Source organism: Pseudomonas sp. MDV22-iso1, from assembly GCF_058145095.1.
In genome coordinates this window covers 19,531-35,424 of record NZ_JBYVMF010000041.1, presented here as the reverse complement: position 1 = coordinate 35,424, position 15,894 = coordinate 19,531, and the positions used below count along the sequence as shown (strand labels likewise).

Genomic DNA, 15,894 nt, shown 5'->3' with positions numbered 1-15,894 from the left:
GTGGTTGGTGGTGCGTTCGATCTCTTTGACGCGCTCGGCGTGCTCGAGCGCGAAGTTTTCCGCCAGGGTGTTCAGTACAGCGTTGGCTTCGGCGGAAAACGCCGGCACTTCGCTGATGGCAGGGTGAGCGGCCAGGCGCTGGAGCCAGCGCACTTCCACCAGAACGCGAGCACGGATCAGGCCGTATTCGCTGAAAATTGGGCGCAGGGCCTGGGTTTTGCCGGCGTAGCGGCCGTCAACAGGGGAAACCGCAGTGAGCGAAGAAAGCTGCATGGGGTGTTCTCGGACAGTCGGGCAACGAAATGGGGCGCGTATCATACATGAAAAAATCCGCCGGTCCGTTGCCAACTGACCGGCGTATTACGCGTTACAGACCAAAAGCGATGTTGCGGGCGCGGTTCAGCTGCTGCGCATCAGCGGGTAAAGCTCTTTAAGCAATTTGCGACGACTGATCACCAGCTGCCAGCGATGGCCGCCCAACTGCCGCCACAGCCGCGCAGAACGAATGCCGGCCAGCAACAGGGCGCGGATCTTCGAAGCGTTGCTCGGTTGCTGCAGGTTGCGCATGTCGCCATGCACCTGGATCCGCTGGCGCAGAGTGCTCAGGGTGTCCTGATAGAGTGCGCCACAGGCGGCGATGACATTTTCGTGCGCCGGGCCGAAGTGCTCGACCTGGGACTGGATCTGCGGCAATCGCTTGCCAATCGCTTCGAGCATGTCTTCGCGCTTGGCCAGCTGACGCTCGAGGCCGAGCATCGCCAGGGCGTAACGCAGTGGCTCACGTTGCAGAGTGCTTGGATCGCGTTCCAGCGCGCCGATCAATGCGCGGTAGCCCTCACGCAGATTGAGGTCGTCGCCGCCGTACACTTCCAGCGTGTCCTTCGGGTCGCGAATCAACAGGCTGCCGAGCATGCAGGTCAGGCCTGCTTCGCTGGTTTGCCCCGTCTTGGCGATCTTGTCGACCAGTACGGCGGCGAGAAACACGCCGCCCAACGCCGTCAGTTGTTCCTGGGTCGGGTTCATTGAGCCTGGCCTTTGCTCGTCCACGGCTCGGCCACTTCGATCACGCCGCCGCCGAGGCAGATTTCACCGTCGTAGAACACCACGGACTGGCCTGGGGTGACCGCGCGTTGCGGGTCATCGAAGGTCGCACGGTAACCGGTTTCGGTCTTTTCCAGGGTGCAGGGCTGGTCGCTCTGGCGATAACGGACCTTGGCGGTCAGTTTGCGCGGCCCGGACAGGTCGATCGGGTTGACCCAATAAATGTCCGAAGCGAGCAGGGCGCGGGAGAACAGGTACGGATGGTCATTGCCCTGGCCAACGATCAGCTCGTTGTTTTCCAGGTCCTTGATCAGCACGTACCACGGTTCGTCACTGGCGTCTTTCAAGCCGCCGATGCCCAGGCCCTGACGCTGGCCGATGGTGTGGTACATCAGGCCATGGTGGCGACCGATGACTTCACCTTCGGTGGTCTTGATCTCGCCCGGCTGGGCGGGCAGGTATTGCTTGAGGAAATCACTGAAGCGGCGTTCGCCGATAAAGCAGATCCCGGTGGAATCCTTTTTCTTCGCGGTAGCCAGATCATGTTTCTCGGCAATCGCGCGCACTTCGGGTTTTTCCAGCTCGCCGACCGGGAACAGGGTCTTGGCGATCTGTTCACCGCCCACGGCGTGCAGGAAGTAGCTCTGGTCCTTGTTAGGGTCCAGGCCCTTGAGCAGCTCGGTGCGGCCGTCAACGTCACGTCGGCGCACATAGTGACCGGTGGCGATCAGGTCGGCGCCCAGCATCATGGCGTAGTCGAGGAACGCCTTGAACTTGATTTCGCGGTTGCAGAGGATGTCCGGGTTCGGGGTGCGACCGGCCTTGTATTCGGCCAGGAAGTGCTCGAACACGTTGTCCCAGTACTCGGCGGCGAAGTTGGCGGTGTGCAGCTTGATGCCAATCTTGTCGCACACGGCCTGGGCGTCCGCCAGGTCGTCCATGGCGGTGCAGTATTCCGTTCCATCGTCTTCTTCCCAGTTCTTCATGAACAGGCCTTCCACCTCATAACCCTGCTCGATCAACAGAAGGGCGGAAACGGAAGAGTCCACGCCGCCGGACATGCCGACAATGACGCGCTTCTTTTGTGTATCAGAAGGGGCTGGATCACGCATAGGGATTCAATGAGTGTCTTGAAAAAGGACGCGATTCTAGCAGGCTCAAGGCCACAAGGCTAAAGAGAAGGGCGGATCAATTCGAGGCCGAAGTGCTGGCCGTCCAGATAATCATCGATGCAACGGATGATCAGCTCGCTGCGCCAGTTTTCGCGCTGCGCCAGTAATTCGTCCCGCGTCAGCCACTTGGCGCCGACGATGCCGTCGTCCAGTTGATAATCGGGGTGGTGTTTAAGCGGTGTTGCAGTGAAGCAAACCCGTTGATAGGTCACGCCGTTGCTGGGTGCGGTATACAGGTAAATTCCGACCACGCCGGTGGCTTCGACGTCCCAGCCGGTTTCTTCCAGCGTTTCGCGTACGGCGGCTTCGATCAGGGTTTCGTTCGGGTCGAGGTGGCCGGCGGGCTGGTTGAGCACATTGCGCCCGTGCTTGTGCTCTTCGACCATCAGGAAGCGGCCGTTGTCTTCGACGATGGTGGCGACGGTGATGTGGGGTTTCCAGTCCATAAAGCTTCCTCGGATTCCAATGTTGAAACACGATCAAATGTAGGAGTGAGCCTGCTCGCGATAGCGCAATGTCAGTCACCAAAGATGTTGAATGGTATACCGCTATCGCGAGCAGGCTCACTCCTACAGGAAATTGCGAAGCCAGCAAACAAAAACCCCGGCACTGGGCCGGGGCTTTTTTGCATCTTTACAACCTTACACCAGTGCAGCGATCGCGGTGTTGAAGGTGTTGCTTGGACGCATGGCCTTGCTGATCAAGTCGGCATTGGCGTGGTAGTAACCGCCGATGTCCACTGGCTTGCCTTGAACGGCGTTGAGTTCGGCAACGATGGTTGCTTCGTTCTCGGTCAAGGTTTTGGCCAGCTCGCCAAACTGCGCTTGCAGTGCAGCGTCTTCAGTCTGGGCCGCCAGGGCTTGAGCCCAGTACAGCGCCAGGTAGAAGTGGCTGCCGCGGTTGTCGATGTTGCCGACTTTGCGCGATGGCGACTTGTTGTTGTCCAGGAACTGGCCAGTGGCCTGATCCAGGGTCTTGGCCAGAACCAGCGCCTTAGGGTTGTTGTACGTCACACCCAGGTGCTCAAGGGAAGCGGCCAGGGCCAGGAACTCGCCCAGGGAATCCCAACGCAGGAAGTTCTCTTCCAGCAGCTGCTGAACGTGCTTCGGAGCCGAACCGCCAGCGCCGGTTTCGAACAGGCCGCCACCGTTCATCAGCGGCACGATCGACAGCATCTTGGCGCTGGTGCCCAGTTCCATGATCGGGAACAGGTCAGTCAGGTAGTCGCGCAGTACGTTGCCGGTCACCGAGATGGTGTCGAGGCCGGAGCGGGTGCGCTGCAGGGTGAACTTCATCGCGTCGACTGGCGCCATGATCTGGATGTCCAGGCCGGTGGTGTCGTGATCCTTCAGGTAAGCCTGAACTTTCTCGATCACGACGCCATCGTGGGCGCGCATCGGGTCTAGCCAGAAAATGGCTGGAGTGGCGCTGGCGCGAGCACGGTTGACGGCCAGTTTGACCCAGTCCTGGATCGGCGCGTCTTTGGTCTGGCACATGCGGAAAGTGTCGCCGGCTTCAACCGACTGCTCCAGCAAGGTACGGCCAGCGCTGTCGGAAACCCGAACCACGCCGTTCGACTTGATCTGGAAGGTCTTGTCGTGCGAGCCGTACTCTTCGGCTTTCTTCGCCATCAGACCGACGTTAGGCACGCTGCCCATGGTGGTCGGATCAAAGGCGCCGTTAGCCTTGCAGTCTTCGATCACCGCCTGGTAGATCGTGGCGTAGCAACGATCCGGGATCACGGCCTTGGTGTCGTGCAGCTGACCATCGGTGCCCCACATCTTGCCGGAGTCACGGATCATCGCTGGCATCGAGGCGTCGACAATGACGTCGCTCGGCACGTGCAGGTTGGTGATGCCTTTGTCGGAGTTGACCATGGCCAGCGACGGACGAACGGCGTAGACCGCCTGGATGTCCGCTTCGATCTGCGCTTGCTGCTCAGCCGGCAGGGCTTTGATGCGAGCGTACAGGTCGCCGATGCCGTTGTTCAGGTTGAAGCCGATCTGTGCCAGCACGTCAGCGTGCTTGGCCAGTGCGTCTTTATAGAACTCGGCAACGATCTGGCCGAACATGATCGGGTCGGAGACCTTCATCATGGTGGCTTTCAGGTGAACCGACAGCAGCACGCCTTTGGCTTTGGCGTCTTCGATCTCGGCAGCAATGAAGCTGCGCAGAGCGTTTTTGCTCATGACCGCGCAGTCGAGGATCTCACCGGCTTGCACGGTGGTTTTTTCTTTCAGGACGGTGGTGGTGCCGTCTTGAGCGATCAATTCGATTTTGACGGCGTCAGCGGCGTCGATCAGGGCAGCTTTTTCGCTGCCGTAGAAATCACCGGTGCTCATGTGCGCGACGTGGGACTTGGAGTCTGCAGCCCAGGCGCCCATTTTGTGCGGGTGCTTGCGAGCGTAGTTCTTGACCGAGAGCGGTGCACGACGATCGGAGTTGCCTTCGCGCAGTACCGGGTTTACGGCGCTGCCCTTGATCTTGTCGTAGCGCGACTTGGCGAGCTTGTCGGCGTCGGTGGTCACGGTTTCCGGGTAGTCCGGCAGTGCGAAGCCCTGGGCTTGCAGCTCTTTGATCGCTGCTTGCAGTTGCGGAACCGAAGCACTGATGTTCGGCAACTTGATGATGTTGGCTTCAGGCGTAACGGCCAGGTCGCCCAGTTCGGCGAGGTGGTCGGCTACGGCTTTGTCACCCAATTGCTCGGGGAAGCTGGCCAGGATGCGCCCTGCAAGAGAGATATCGCGGGTTTCAACGGCGATATCAGCCGAGGCAGTGAACGCCTCTACGATAGGCAACAGTGAATAGGTGGCGAGGGCTGGAGCTTCGTCGGTGAAGGTATAGATGATCTTCGAGCGGGTGGGCATATTCGGATTAACTCTCTCTTCTTTGCTAAAGCGTGCGCAGAAACTCGAAGGGCGCCGGGTAAGCGCGTTCGTTCAAAGTCATCCATGAGCCGAATGTCGAGTTTTGTGCGCGGTGATGTTGGGTGCATCAGTCGAGCGGCAAGCGGGTGGACTGCGGTAACAGTCCTGCTTTTTCAGGTCCAAAGTCTCGTGCTAGAGAGGTCGGCCGTCGTGACTCTGTGGTCAGCGGGCGGCATTATACATAGGTAGCTGGCAATCTGCCGATGGTTCATACGTAACGAACATCGTCCATTGGTCTAAAGGTCGCAGGGGAGTGTGGGGCGTAGAGTCTTGCACCGTGCTTGAGTTTGGCGCTTTTCCCTTTGCTTTCAGGCTTGTACGTTGCGAACTGCGCAGCTTTGCGGCAGATGGTTGGAACATAGGGTTTGCGCGCCGATTTAACTGGGGTACGCTCGAACGAAGCCAGATGTTCAATCCAAACAATGGAGTTCAGCATGGGATACAAGAAGATTCAGGTTCCAGCAGTCGGCGACAAAATCACCGTCAACGCGGACCATTCTCTCAATGTTCCTAACAACCCGATCATCCCCTTCATCGAAGGCGATGGTATCGGCGTTGATATCAGCCCGGTCATGATCAAGGTTGTCGATGCTGCTGTTAAGAAGGCTTACGGCGGCGATCGCAAAATTTCCTGGATGGAAGTCTACGCCGGGGAGAAAGCGACTCAGGTTTACGATCAGGACACCTGGCTACCTCAGGAAACCCTGGACGCGGTGAAGGATTACGTGGTTTCCATCAAGGGCCCTCTGACCACGCCGGTCGGTGGCGGCATCCGTTCGTTGAACGTGGCCCTGCGTCAGCAACTCGATCTTTATGTGTGCCTGCGCCCGGTGCGCTGGTTTGAAGGCGTCCCCAGCCCGGTCAAGAAGCCAGGCGACGTCGACATGACGATCTTCCGCGAGAACTCGGAAGACATCTACGCCGGTATCGAGTGGAAAGCCGGCTCGCCGGAAGCGACCAAGGTCATCAAATTCCTCAAAGATGAAATGGGTGTTACCAAGATCCGTTTCGACGAGAACTGCGGTATCGGCATCAAGCCGGTGTCCCTGCAGGGTACCAAGCGTCTGGCGCGCAAAGCATTGCAATATGTGGTCGATAACGATCGCGACTCGCTGACCATCGTGCACAAAGGCAACATCATGAAGTTCACCGAAGGTGCCTTCAAGGAGTGGGCCTACGAAGTGGCGGCTGAAGAGTTCGGCGCGACACTGCTCGACGGCGGTCCGTGGATGCAGTTCAAGAACCCGAAAACCGGCAAGAACGTCATCGTCAAGGACGCCATCGCCGACGCCATGCTTCAGCAGATCCTGCTGCGCCCGGCCGAATACGACGTGATCGCAACCCTCAACCTGAACGGTGACTACCTGTCTGACGCCCTGGCGGCTGAAGTGGGCGGTATCGGTATCGCGCCAGGTGCGAACCTGTCCGACACCATCGCGATGTTCGAAGCGACCCATGGTACTGCGCCGAAATACGCCGGCAAGGACCAGGTGAACCCGGGTTCGCTGATCCTGTCCGCAGAGATGATGCTGCGCCATATGGGCTGGACCGAAGCGGCCGATCTGATCATCAAGGGCACCAACGGCGCGATCTCCGCCAAAACCGTGACCTATGACTTCGAACGTTTGATGGAAGGCGCCAAGCTGCTGTCGTCCTCTGCGTTCGGTGATGCGCTGATTTCGCATATGTAACATTTGCACGAAACGAAAAACCGCCCGGCTTGAGTGATTGAGCCGGGCGGTTTTTTATTCCAGTTCGGGATCGGTCTGGAGGGAGGATACGAAACTAAGCTGTAACGGTTTGTTGCTCGGCAGGCGAGGCAACTTCCTCCACAGCCTGAGGCGCGCCGATGTTCACGGCATGCAGCCCTTTGGGTCCCTGGATGATCTCGAAGACGACAGCCTGACCGGCCTTCAGGGTTTTATAGCCGTCCATCTGGATGGCCGAGTAATGAGCAAAAAGGTCTTCGCTTTTGCCATCTTCATTGATGAAACCGTAGCCCTTGGCGTTGTTGAACCATTTCACCTTGCCGCTGACCTTCACACCTGACATACCCAACTCCCTCTGCAACAGACTCCATCACTGGAGTATCATCCAGTTCATCCGCAGTCGAATCCCATAAATAAGATTGACTCCGCGGACCTTTTTTACCCACTGTGGGCTCTATTGGTTGTAACACCGTTTTGCCGATAGTCAAGGTGACCAGGCAGTCGGAGTTGAAATCGTCCATGACCGCCCCCACCACTGTATTCGCACAACTGACGAACCTTTCTTTCCATGCATGCAATCAGCCAGATTCGACTAACATTCAATCAGGATCGCCCGGTTCTCCATCAAGACCCGGGGACACACGACGACGATTCTGCAGGCATTGCTGTTCAGGAGGCTAAGCCTGCTTTACAGGCACCACCGATGTACAAGGTGGTTTTGTTCAACGATGACTACACACCGATGGATTTCGTCGTCGAAGTGCTCGAGGTGTTTTTTAACCTGAATCGGGAGCTGGCGACCAAGGTCATGCTGGCCGTCCATACAGAAGGACGGGCAGTATGTGGAGTGTTTACCCGCGACATCGCCGAGACCAAGGCCATGCAGGTCAACCAGTACGCCAGGGAAAGCCAGCATCCGCTACTCTGTGAAATCGAGAAGGACGGTTAATCGCCGACCACTTGGGTATGAGGTGAAGCTATGTTAAACCGCGAGCTCGAAGTCACCCTCAATCTTGCCTTCAAGGAAGCCCGTTCGAAGCGTCATGAGTTCATGACCGTCGAACACCTCCTGCTGGCCCTATTGGACAATGAGGCTGCCGCCACCGTTTTGCGTGCCTGCGGCGCAAACCTCGACAAACTCAAGCATGATCTGCAGGAGTTCATCGACTCCACCACGCCGTTGATCCCCGTCCATGATGAGGACCGCGAGACCCAGCCTACATTGGGCTTCCAGCGTGTTCTGCAGCGTGCTGTCTTTCACGTACAGAGCTCGGGCAAACGCGAAGTAACCGGCGCCAATGTGCTGGTTGCGATCTTCAGTGAGCAAGAGAGTCAGGCAGTGTTCCTGCTGAAACAGCAGAGCGTTGCGCGCATCGATGTCGTCAATTACATCGCTCACGGCATCTCCAAGGTGCCCGGGCATGGCGATCACTCTGAAGGTGAGCAAGATATGCAGGATGACGAGGGCGGTGAGTCTTCATCTTCAGGCAATCCTCTGGATGCTTATGCCAGCAATCTCAACGAACTCGCGCGCCAGGGTCGAATCGACCCGTTGGTAGGCCGTGAGCTGGAAGTCGAGCGTGTCGCGCAGATTCTGGCGCGTCGCCGCAAAAACAATCCGTTGCTGGTGGGCGAGGCGGGCGTGGGTAAAACCGCGATTGCCGAAGGCCTGGCCAAACGCATTGTCGACAACCAGGTGCCTGACCTGTTGGCCAATAGCGTGGTGTATTCCCTTGACCTGGGCGCCTTGCTGGCCGGTACCAAATACCGTGGCGACTTCGAGAAGCGTTTCAAGGCGCTGCTCAATGAGCTGAAAAAACGTCCGCAGGCCATCCTGTTCATCGACGAGATCCACACCATCATTGGTGCGGGCGCCGCGTCCGGTGGTGTCATGGATGCCTCGAACCTGCTCAAGCCATTGCTGTCTTCGGGCGATATCCGTTGCATCGGTTCGACCACTTTCCAGGAATTCCGTGGGATCTTCGAGAAGGACCGTGCCCTGGCTCGGCGCTTCCAGAAAGTCGACGTGTCGGAGCCTTCGGTGGAAGACACCATCGGTATCCTGCGCGGCCTGAAAGGTCGTTTCGAAGCGCACCACAACATCGAATACAGCGATGAGGCCTTGCGTGCCGCTGCAGAACTGGCGTCGCGCTACATCAACGACCGGCACATGCCGGACAAGGCCATCGACGTCATCGACGAAGCGGGTGCCTACCAGCGTCTGCAGCCGATCGAGAAGCGCGTGAAACGTATCGAGGTGCCTCAGGTCGAGGACATCGTTGCGAAAATCGCGCGTATACCGCCAAAACATGTCACCAGCTCCGACAAAGAGCTGCTGCGCAACCTTGAGCGTGACCTGAAACTGACGGTGTTCGGTCAGGATGCTGCCATCGACTCTCTGTCGACGGCGATCAAACTGTCCCGCGCCGGCCTCAAGTCCCCTGACAAACCTGTCGGTTCCTTCCTGTTCGCCGGGCCGACCGGTGTCGGTAAAACCGAAGCGGCGCGTCAGCTGGCGAAGGCATTGGGTATCGAACTGGTTCGCTTCGACATGTCCGAGTATATGGAGCGCCACACCGTATCGCGTCTGATCGGTGCGCCTCCTGGTTATGTCGGGTTCGATCAGGGCGGTCTGCTGACCGAAGCCATCACCAAACAGCCTCACTGCGTGCTGTTGCTCGATGAGATCGAGAAGGCGCATCCGGAAGTCTTCAATCTGCTGTTGCAGGTCATGGACCACGGTACGCTCACTGATAACAACGGGCGCAAGGCGGATTTCCGTAACGTGATCGTCATTATGACGACCAACGCCGGTGCCGAAACTGCAGCACGTGCTTCGATCGGTTTCACCCATCAGGACCACTCGTCCGATGCGATGGAAGTGATCAAGAAGAGCTTCACGCCAGAATTCCGTAACCGTCTGGACACCATTATCCAGTTTGGTCGCCTCAGCCATGAGGTCATCAAAAGCGTGGTGGACAAGTTCCTTACGGAGCTTCAGGCGCAGCTGGAAGACAAGCGTGTGCAGCTGGAAGTGACGGACGCGGCGCGCAGCTGGCTGGCAGCCGGTGGCTACGATTCGGCGATGGGTGCCCGGCCAATGGCGCGTTTGATTCAAGACAAGATCAAGCGTCCACTGGCGGAAGAGATTCTCTTTGGCGAACTGGCCGACCATGGCGGTGTGGTACACATCGACCTCAAGGATGGCGAGCTGACCTTCGAGTTCGAAACCACGGCAGAAATGGCCTGACGTTAATCGCAACAAAGCAAAAGGCGCCGAAAGGCGCCTTTTTGCTGTCTATCGCCTCACCGCGATCTCCTGTAGGAGCGAGCCTGCTCGCGATGGCGGTGTGTCAGTGACGTTAATATTGGCTGATATGACGCTATCGCGAGCAGGCTCACTCCTACAGCGGGGGGGGGGGGGGCGTTGCCAATCAAATTCTGCGCACACAAAAACGCCCGGCATAAACCGGGCGTCTTGTATTGACTTGATTAGCGAGCGCGGTAAGTGATGCGCCCTTTGCTCAAGTCATAGGGCGTCAGCTCGACGCGCACTTTGTCACCGGTAAGAATACGGATGTAGTTCTTGCGCATCTTGCCGGAGATATGCGCGGTTACGACGTGCCCATTTTCCAACTCCACACGAAACATGGTGTTGGGCAGGGTGTCGACGACAGTGCCTTCCATTTCGAAGCTGTCTTCTTTCGACATGCAGTAAAGCCCTCGGTGTCCAATGAATGGCCCGGTGCAACTGCGCCAGGCAAAAGCGGCGTGCATTGTGCCCGAAAAATGGGGTTTAAGCCAAGGGGTTTAGGGATTGCTCTAGTTCAGGATGACCCAGCGCTGGTTAATCAGCAGTTCGATAGGGCGATATTGAGTCTTGTAGCTCATCTTTTTGCAGTTTTTGATCCAGTAACCCAGGTACACCGCTTCCAGCCCCAGGCGCTGGGCCTCGGCGATTTGCCAGAGGATCGCGTAACGCCCCAGGCTGCGGCGTTCTTCGGCAGGCTCGTAAAAGGTATAAACCGCCGAAAGCCCGTTAGGCAGCAGGTCCGTTACGGCGACGGCCAGCAGCCGGCCTTCTTGCCTGAATTCATAAAACCGGGAAAACGGCAGGTCGCGTACCAGGAACGTGGAAAACTGATCACGGCTCGGCGGGTACATGTCCCCGTCGGCGTGACGCTGCTCGATATAGCGCTGATAGAGATCGAAGTATTCTTCGGTGAACTTGGGTTTGGCGGGGCGTACCTGCACATCGAGGTTACGTTTGAAAATGCGCTTCTGCTGGCGGTTGGGTAAAAAATTGGCAACAGGAATGCGCGCTGGAACGCACGCATTGCAATTTTGGCAATGGGGCCGATAGAGATGATCGCCACTACGCCGAAAACCCATTTCGGACAGATCTGCGTAGACATGCACGTCCATGGGCTGGCTAGGATCGAGGAACAGGGTGGTGGCCTGCTCTTCGGGCAGATAACCGCAAGAGTGGGGCTGAGTGGCATAAAACTTCAAGCGCGCCAACTCGGTCATGATCAACCCTCGATAATCTTTTGAATAAGTGTAAGCGCTTTTGAATAAGTGTAAGCCACGCGCGTCAAAGTCGCTCAGCAAACCCATGTGGCGCGGTTGGGTTGGTCCAGGTGCTGCGTCAGATAGCCGGCAAATTCGCGGCGGGGAATGGCTCGCGCACCAAGGCTGTGCAGATGGTCGGTCGGCATCTGGCAATCAATCAGTACAAAACCTGAGTCTTTCAGGTGTTGGACCAGTGTGGCAAAGCCAAATTTCGACGCGTTGTCGGCGCGGCTGAACATCGACTCGCCGAAAAACAGCTGACCCATTGCCAATCCATAGAGGCCGCCAACCAGCTCGCCCTGGTCCCAGACTTCGACCGAATGCGCGTAACCACGCCGGTGCAGTTCGAGGTAGGCGTTTTGCATCGCTTCGGTGATCCAGGTGCCGTCCGCGTAATCCCGCGGCGCAGCACAGGCGCGGATGACCGCTTCGAAATCCTGATCAAACGTCACCTGATAGCGCTGTTGGCGCAGCAACTTGTTCAGGCTGCGCGAGATATGCAGTTCGTCGGGAAACAGGACTGTGCGAGGGTCCGGCGACCACCAGAGAATCGGCTGGCCTTCGGAGAACCAGGGAAAGCACCCATGACGGTAAGCCTGGATCAAACGATCGGCGGACAGATCGCCGCCCGCGGCCAGGAGACCGTTGGGATCGCGCATGGCTTTGTCCAGCGGCGGGAAGGTCAGGGTGTTGCGTTGTAACCAAGTCAGCATGGCATCCGGGCTTGCAGAAGGGGAGGGCGGTGGCGGGTTGTCAGGCCCGTCGTGAAGTTTGCCGTCAAACGGCGGGAATGTCGTCGAGGAATTTTTCGGCGTCCAGCGCGGCCATGCAGCCGGCACCGGCAGATGTAACTGCCTGGCGGTAAACATGGTCGGCGACATCGCCCGCTGCAAACACACCGGGAATTTCGGTGGAAGTGGCGTCTCCGTCGCTGCCACTTTTAACCCGCAGGTAGCCGTCGCGCATGCTCAGCTGGCCTTCGAACAGGTCGGTATTGGGTTTGTGTCCGATGGCGATGAATACGCCGGTCACCGGCAGATCACTGGTTTCCCCGGTGAGACTGTCCCGCAGGCGGGCGCCTGTGACGCCGCTGGCGTCGCCCAGTATCTCGTCCAGATGCTGGTTCCAGTGCAGGCGGATATTGCCATTGGCGGCTTTCTCGAACAGTTTGTCCTGGAGGATTTTCTCCGAGCGCAGTTTGTCGCGACGGTGGATCAGGTGCACTTCCTTCGCGATGTTCGACAGGTACAAAGCTTCTTCAACCGCCGTATTCCCACCGCCCACTACCGCGACCACCTGATTGCGATAGAAGAACCCGTCGCAGGTGGCGCACGCCGAAACGCCTCTGCCGGCAAACGCCTCTTCCGAGGGTAACCCCAGGTACTGCGCCGATGCGCCCGTGGCGATAATCAGCGCGTCACAGGTATAGGTCCCCCCATCGCCGATCAGCTCGAACGGGCGTTGTTGCAACTTGGCGGTATGGATGTGGTCGTAAACGATCTCTGTGTCAAAGCGTTCGGCGTGTTTTTGCATGCGCTCCATCAGCACCGGGCCCGTAAGGCCTTCGACGTCGCCGGGCCAGTTATCGACTTCCACGGTGGTGGTGAGCTGGCCTCCTGCCTGTATGCCGGTGATGACAACGGGTTTGAGGTTGGCGCGGGCGGCATACACAGCGGCGCTGTAACCGGCCGGGCCGGAACCCAGAATGATCAGGCGGGAATGCTTCGCTTCGCTCATAAATACACCTCATAAGCCTTTGTCACAAAAGAGAATGCATGCTCAAATTGAACGATAGGGTATGTGTCGATTGCCAGGTTGCTTCCAAGGGTTGCGAGCATGGCATCAGACGAACAAACCCGTACAATGCCTGCTTGTAACAGTGCATGTTTTAAAAAAGCAGTGCATCCCGTGTTTATCAAAACGCGGGTGCAGTGTTAAAAGTAGTCCCAGTTGCGCCTGTTCACTTTTTTACCTGCCTGGATTGGGCAGTTTTTATAGTCATTCAACAGATGGACGCGCCATTGGCGCAGGAAAAGTAGCGTTTTGAAGAAATCCACCGCAGCACCTAAAACAGTCGTCGTTCCGCTCTGGCGGCAGCAATTGCACTACCGACTCAAGGAAGGTGCATTGATCGCCATCGGTGCCTTGTGCCTGTTCCTGATGATGGCCTTGCTGACGTACGGCAAGGACGATCCGGGCTGGAGTCACAACAGCAAGATCGATGATGTGCAGAATTTCGGCGGCCCCGCCGGTTCCTACAGCGCCGATATCCTGTTCATGGTGCTGGGATACTTCGCCTACATCTTCCCGTTGTTGCTGGCAGTCAAGGCCTGGCAGATTTTCCGTCAGCGTCACGAGCCGTGGCAGTGGAGCGGCTGGCTGTTTTCCTGGCGGCTGATCGGTCTGGTGTTCCTGGTGCTGTCGGGCGCTGCTTTGGCTCACATCCATTTCCATGCCGCAACCGGTCTTCCTGCCGGTGCCGGGGGCGCGCTGGGCGAGAGCCTGGGCGATCTGGCCCGCAATGCGCTGAACATCCAGGGCAGCACGTTGCTGTTCATCGCGCTGTTCCTGTTCGGCCTGACGGTGTTCACCGACCTGTCATGGTTCAAGGTGATGGACGTCACCGGCAAGATTACCCTCGACCTTTTCGAACTGTTCCAGGGCGCCGCCAATCGCTGGTGGGCCGCTCGCGTCGAACGCAAGCAACTGGTCGCGCAACTGCGTGAAGTCGACGACCGCGTCCACGACGTGGTCGCGCCAACCGTGACCGACAAGCGTGAACAGGCCAAGGTCAAGGAACGCCTGATCGAACGTGAGCAGGCCCTGAGCAAGCACATGTCCGACCGCGAGAAGCAGGTGCCGCCGGTGATTGCCCCCGCGCCACCGAAACCTGCCGCCCCCAGCAAGCGCGTGGAAAAAGAGAAACAGGCGCCGTTGTTCGTCGACAGCGCCGTGGAAGGCACGTTGCCGCCGATCTCGATTCTCGACCCTGCAGAAAAGAAACAGCTCAATTATTCGCCCGAATCCCTGGCCGCGGTTGGCCACTTGCTGGAAATCAAGCTCAAGGAATTCGGCGTTGAAGTCTCGGTGGATTCGATTCACCCGGGCCCGGTGATTACCCGTTACGAAATCCAGCCTGCAGCCGGCGTCAAAGTCAGCCGCATTTCCAACCTGGCGAAAGACCTGGCGCGTTCGCTTGCAGTGCCCAGCGTGCGTGTGGTGGAAGTGATTCCGGGCAAAACCACGGTTGGTATCGAAATCCCTAACGAGGACCGCCAGATCGTGCGCTTCTCCGAAGTGCTATCGACCCCCGAGTACGACAACTTCAAGTCGCCTGTCACGTTGGCGCTGGGTCACGATATCGGCGGCAAGCCGGTTATCACCGACCTGGCGAAAATGCCGCACTTGCTGGTGGCCGGTACGACCGGTTCCGGTAAATCGGTGGGTGTGAACGCGATGATCCTGTCGATCCTGTTCAAGTCTGGCCCGGAAGACGCCAAGCTGATCATGATCGACCCGAAAATGCTTGAGCTGTCGATCTACGAAGGCATTCCGCATTTGCTGTGCCCGGTCGTGACCGACATGAAAGACGCGGCCAACGCCCTGCGCTGGAGCGTGGCGGAGATGGAGCGCCGCTACAAACTGATGGCGAAGATGGGCGTGCGTAACCTTTCGGGCTTCAACGCCAAGGTCAAGGAAGCCCAGGATGCCGGCGAACCGTTGACCGACCCGCTGTACAAACGCGAAAGCATTCACGATGAAGCGCCGCTGCTGACCAAGCTGCCGACCATCGTGGTGGTGGTCGACGAATTCGCCGACATGATGATGATCGTCGGCAAGAAGGTCGAAGAACTGATCGCCCGTATCGCCCAGAAAGCGCGGGCCGCGGGTATTCACTTGATCCTTGCGACCCAGCGTCCTTCGGTTGACGTGATCACCGGCCTGATCAAGGCAAACATTCCTACCCGTATGGCGTTCCAGGTGTCGAGCAAGATCGACTCGCGGACCATTATCGACCAGGGTGGCGCCGAGCAATTGCTGGGCCACGGTGACATGCTCTACATGCCGCCTGGCACCAGTCTGCCAATCCGTGTCCACGGTGCGTTCGTTTCCGATGACGAGGTTCACCGGGTGGTCGAAGCGTGGAAACTGCGCGGCGCGCCGGAATACAACGATGACATTCTCGCCGGTGTCGAAGAGGCCGGCAGTGGCTTTGAAAATGGCGGCAGTGGTGGCGGTGATGATGATGCCGAAACCGATGCGCTCTACGACGAAGCCGTGCAGTTCGTCCTGGAAAGCCGCCGTGCTTCCATTTCCGCAGTACAGCGCAAGCTGAAGATCGGCTACAACCGCGCCGCACGCATGATCGAAGCCATGGAAATGGCTGGCGTCGTGACGTCCATGAACACCAACGGTTCCCGCGAAGTCCTGGCGCCAGGCCCGGTTCGCGACTGATCAGCTATTGAAAAGGGC

At 58.2% G+C, this 15,894-nt stretch carries 13 protein-coding genes and 1 pseudogene; 4 read left to right on the top strand and 10 right to left on the bottom strand.

Going from position 1 to position 15,894, the window contains the following annotated elements:
* The 5 genes and pseudogenes from AC3ZVB_RS27995 to AC3ZVB_RS27975 form a co-directional block, all read right to left on the bottom strand.
* A pseudogene (locus AC3ZVB_RS27995) lies at positions 1 to 273 on the bottom strand (adenylosuccinate lyase); the annotation flags it as partial.
* 126 nt (positions 274 to 399) lie between these two features.
* Positions 400 to 1,023, bottom strand: coding sequence for a high frequency lysogenization protein HflD (hflD, locus tag AC3ZVB_RS27990; RefSeq protein WP_162438554.1), 624 nt, complete (start codon positions 1,021 to 1,023; stop codon positions 400 to 402).
* Positions 1,020 to 2,153: a tRNA 2-thiouridine(34) synthase MnmA gene (mnmA, locus tag AC3ZVB_RS27985; protein WP_162438553.1), complete on the bottom strand. Its 1,134-nt coding sequence runs from the start codon at positions 2,151 to 2,153 to the stop codon at positions 1,020 to 1,022. The genes hflD and mnmA overlap by 4 nt, the downstream gene beginning before the upstream one ends.
* Positions 2,154 to 2,212: 59 nt before the next feature.
* On the bottom strand, positions 2,213 to 2,659 hold the full coding sequence (locus tag AC3ZVB_RS27980; RefSeq protein ID WP_490148361.1) for an NUDIX hydrolase: 447 nt from the start codon (positions 2,657 to 2,659) through the stop codon (positions 2,213 to 2,215).
* Positions 2,660 to 2,854: 195 nt separating this feature from the next.
* A complete protein-coding gene (locus AC3ZVB_RS27975) occupies positions 2,855 to 5,080 on the bottom strand; it encodes an NADP-dependent isocitrate dehydrogenase (protein WP_162438551.1) in 2,226 nt (741 codons plus the stop codon).
* A 494-nt stretch (positions 5,081 to 5,574) separates the two neighbouring features.
* On the opposite strand from AC3ZVB_RS27975, the gene icd reads away from it, so the two are divergent.
* Positions 5,575 to 6,831, top strand: a complete 1,257-nt coding sequence (gene icd, locus AC3ZVB_RS27970; protein ID WP_490148360.1) for an NADP-dependent isocitrate dehydrogenase — start codon at positions 5,575 to 5,577, stop codon at positions 6,829 to 6,831.
* 94 nt (positions 6,832 to 6,925) lie between these two features.
* On the opposite strand, the gene cspD is transcribed toward icd, so the two are convergent.
* Positions 6,926 to 7,192, bottom strand: a complete 267-nt coding sequence (cspD, locus tag AC3ZVB_RS27965) for a cold shock domain-containing protein CspD (protein WP_162438549.1) — start codon at positions 7,190 to 7,192, stop codon at positions 6,926 to 6,928.
* A 225-nt stretch (positions 7,193 to 7,417) separates the two neighbouring features.
* Between cspD and clpS the strand changes: the two genes are divergently transcribed.
* Together clpS and clpA are read left to right on the top strand one after the other, a co-directional pair.
* Positions 7,418 to 7,798, top strand: coding sequence for an ATP-dependent Clp protease adapter ClpS (gene clpS / locus AC3ZVB_RS27960; RefSeq protein WP_162438548.1), 381 nt, complete (start codon positions 7,418 to 7,420; stop codon positions 7,796 to 7,798).
* A gap of 30 nt (positions 7,799 to 7,828) precedes the next feature.
* On the top strand, positions 7,829 to 10,099 hold the full coding sequence (gene clpA, locus AC3ZVB_RS27955; RefSeq protein ID WP_007946437.1) for an ATP-dependent Clp protease ATP-binding subunit ClpA: 2,271 nt from the start codon (positions 7,829 to 7,831) through the stop codon (positions 10,097 to 10,099).
* Positions 10,100 to 10,341: 242 nt separating this feature from the next.
* Here clpA and infA read toward each other — a convergent pair whose 3' ends face one another.
* The 4 genes from infA to trxB form a co-directional block, all read right to left on the bottom strand.
* On the bottom strand, positions 10,342 to 10,560 hold the full coding sequence (gene infA, locus AC3ZVB_RS27950) for a translation initiation factor IF-1 (RefSeq protein ID WP_002553999.1): 219 nt from the start codon (positions 10,558 to 10,560) through the stop codon (positions 10,342 to 10,344).
* Between the two features lie 111 nt (positions 10,561 to 10,671).
* Entirely contained in the window at positions 10,672 to 11,379 is a 708-nt protein-coding gene (locus tag AC3ZVB_RS27945; RefSeq protein ID WP_490148359.1) for an arginyltransferase, read from the bottom strand.
* Positions 11,380 to 11,453: 74 nt separating this feature from the next.
* Positions 11,454 to 12,134, bottom strand: a complete 681-nt coding sequence (gene aat, locus AC3ZVB_RS27940; RefSeq protein ID WP_162438546.1) for a leucyl/phenylalanyl-tRNA--protein transferase — start codon at positions 12,132 to 12,134, stop codon at positions 11,454 to 11,456.
* 64 nt (positions 12,135 to 12,198) lie between these two features.
* A complete protein-coding gene (gene trxB / locus AC3ZVB_RS27935; RefSeq protein WP_194692347.1) occupies positions 12,199 to 13,158 on the bottom strand; it encodes a thioredoxin-disulfide reductase in 960 nt (319 codons plus the stop codon).
* Between the two features lie 306 nt (positions 13,159 to 13,464).
* On the opposite strand from trxB, the gene AC3ZVB_RS27930 reads away from it, so the two are divergent.
* A complete protein-coding gene (locus tag AC3ZVB_RS27930; protein WP_490148358.1) occupies positions 13,465 to 15,876 on the top strand; it encodes a DNA translocase FtsK in 2,412 nt (803 codons plus the stop codon).
* Positions 15,877 to 15,894: the final 18 nt, after the last annotated feature.

Bases quoted from the DNA above. Each gene is read 5' to 3' on its own strand.
- hflD (WP_162438554.1), bottom strand. From the start codon at position 1,023: ATGAACCCGACCCAGGAACAACTGACGGCGTTGGGCGGCGTGTTTCTC.
- mnmA (WP_162438553.1), bottom strand. From the start codon at position 2,153: ATGCGTGATCCAGCCCCTTCTGATACACAAAAGAAGCGCGTCATTGTC.
- AC3ZVB_RS27980 (WP_490148361.1), bottom strand. From the start codon at position 2,659: ATGGACTGGAAACCCCACATCACCGTCGCCACCATCGTCGAAGACAAC.
- AC3ZVB_RS27975 (WP_162438551.1), bottom strand. From the start codon at position 5,080: ATGCCCACCCGCTCGAAGATCATCTATACCTTCACCGACGAAGCTCCA.
- icd (WP_490148360.1), top strand. From the start codon at position 5,575: ATGGGATACAAGAAGATTCAGGTTCCAGCAGTCGGCGACAAAATCACC.
- cspD (WP_162438549.1), bottom strand. From the start codon at position 7,192: ATGTCAGGTGTGAAGGTCAGCGGCAAGGTGAAATGGTTCAACAACGCC.
- clpS (WP_162438548.1), top strand. From the start codon at position 7,418: ATGCATGCAATCAGCCAGATTCGACTAACATTCAATCAGGATCGCCCG.
- clpA (WP_007946437.1), top strand. From the start codon at position 7,829: ATGTTAAACCGCGAGCTCGAAGTCACCCTCAATCTTGCCTTCAAGGAA.
- infA (WP_002553999.1), bottom strand. From the start codon at position 10,560: ATGTCGAAAGAAGACAGCTTCGAAATGGAAGGCACTGTCGTCGACACC.
- AC3ZVB_RS27945 (WP_490148359.1), bottom strand. From the start codon at position 11,379: ATGACCGAGTTGGCGCGCTTGAAGTTTTATGCCACTCAGCCCCACTCT.
- aat (WP_162438546.1), bottom strand. From the start codon at position 12,134: ATGCTGACTTGGTTACAACGCAACACCCTGACCTTCCCGCCGCTGGAC.
- trxB (WP_194692347.1), bottom strand. From the start codon at position 13,158: ATGAGCGAAGCGAAGCATTCCCGCCTGATCATTCTGGGTTCCGGCCCG.